This is a genomic window from Cupriavidus sp. WS (genome assembly GCF_000395345.1).
Classification (GTDB): Bacteria; Pseudomonadota; Gammaproteobacteria; order Burkholderiales; family Burkholderiaceae; genus Cupriavidus; species Cupriavidus basilensis_B.
The window spans coordinates 1-1,528 of the sequence record NZ_AQPL01000693.1 but is presented as its reverse complement, the minus strand read 5'-3'; the positions used below and the strand labels follow the sequence as shown (position 1 = coordinate 1,528).

The 1,528-nt window shown below is 64.2% G+C and carries 2 protein-coding genes and 1 pseudogene; all 3 read left to right on the top strand.

All coding sequences use genetic code 11. The features are described 5' to 3' along the window. A pseudogene (locus K206_RS40575) lies at nt 1-195 on the top strand (hypothetical protein); the annotation flags it as partial. Nucleotides 196-252: 57 nt separating this feature from the next. Next, on the top strand, nt 253-957 hold the full coding sequence (locus K206_RS0136595; protein WP_029044468.1) for a DUF3275 family protein: 705 nt from the start codon (nt 253-255) through the stop codon (nt 955-957). 93 nt (nt 958-1,050) lie between these two features. Next, nucleotides 1,051-1,374 (top strand): hypothetical protein, encoded by a 324-nt coding sequence (locus K206_RS0136590; RefSeq protein WP_020207160.1) that lies wholly within the window; start codon nt 1,051-1,053, stop codon nt 1,372-1,374. Nucleotides 1,375-1,528 lie beyond the last annotated feature (154 nt).

Below are 1,528 nucleotides of genomic sequence, written 5' to 3'. Positions count from 1 at the left end.
CTGATCAAGATCGACGGCACGAAGGTCTATCCGACAGGCCAGGCGCAAGCCGAGGCGCCGCAAGCCCAGGACGCACCCGCGCCCGAAGCCGAGGTTGCCGCCGACACCGCTGCCGACCAGCCTGCCGAGCCCGCCGAGCGCGAGCCCGAAGGTGAAGTCGAGGAGCAGGAGCCGGCATTGGCTGCTTCGTTCTGATCCGGCATGGCCCCTCGCGGGGCCTTGCCTTTTCCCTATTCCTCAAGGAGAACCATCATGGCAGCCACATCGGCACCCGCGACATCTACTTCCCCACGCTCTCTACTCCCCGTCGTTGTACCTGGCCAGCTTTCGATTCGCACAATCCGAGGCCGTAATGGTCCTTTCAGAGTCGGTTTTCTCACGACTCCGATCGGAAACTTCGCGGTAAAGGACGCGGAGCTTGAGCAGTACCCCGAAGGCAAGTACGACGGGGAATTCGTGGTCCGCTATATCTTTCTTAACCCGATCCCCATGAGGGATGGCTTCAAGTTCGAGATTCGATGCAACCTGGATGGCATGACGCTCTTCGGCGTTGACAAGCTGAGCCGCGAAGACATTCGCAGCTTCACCACCCATGACATCGATCCACTCGATGAAGAGCTAGGAAAGCAGCCTGCGGCAACACCGGCCAAGTCCGCCAAGGCATCCAAGCCCGCCAAGCCCGCACCCGTGCAGGCATCCGCAGACCCGCTGGTCGATACCACGCCGTTCGGTGTGGACGCGCCGCCGCCCGCCGCGGTCGCTGCCCCTGGCAGCACCGAAGACGGCGACGCCGCGCTGTTCGGCCTGCTGTGGCCGCTGGGCGAATCCGTGAAGCTGGATTCGACCATCGACCGCCGCGCCCTGCGCGCACAGATCGCCCGCCTGGGCGATCTGGGTTACGCGCTGGACTTCAAGACGCAGGAGTGGAGCCGCCAGGCCGAACTGCAACCTGCGTGATCGCAGACGCCGCATCCGCGGCGTGCTTCATCCGCCCGCCGGGGTTCCCTCCCCAAGCGGGGAGGCCCTGGCTTTTCTCTGGAGGTCTCCATCATGTCCACCATCGCCTGCGATACCCCCCGTTCCGCGCTGGATGAATCCGCGTGGCGGGCTCTTTGCAAGGCGGCTGCCGAACGCGCCCAGCGCGGTTGCGGCCTGTCTTACGACCACTACGTGACGCTCTTCAGCTCGGAGATCGACACGCAAGCCAATCGATTGCCGGATGACCAGCGCGTTCAGGCGCTGGAAATCGCGACCCGGGAATGGGACTACGCAACGCCTGCCGAGCGGCAGGAAACCCAGGACTGGCTCGCCGACAACGGCTGCTGTTCGCATGGGATCACGCTGGGTTGCTGCCCGGCCGGTTGCGGTTCCTAGTCCGCACTGAGTTCCACCGCCGCACATGCGGCATTCCATCACCCGCTGGGGGTTCTTCCCCACGGGGAGGCCTCCGGCTCTACTTCTTCAGGAGGCCTCTCATGGGCTGGTATTTCTCTCCCCAATCGCGGTCTGAACTGATCGCGGAACTGAT

Excerpts from the sequence above, each read along its gene's own strand:
- K206_RS0136595 (WP_029044468.1), top strand. The coding sequence starts at position 253 with ATGGCAGCCACATCGGCACCCGCGACATCTACTTCCCCACGCTCTCTA.
- K206_RS0136590 (WP_020207160.1), top strand. The coding sequence starts at position 1,051 with ATGTCCACCATCGCCTGCGATACCCCCCGTTCCGCGCTGGATGAATCC.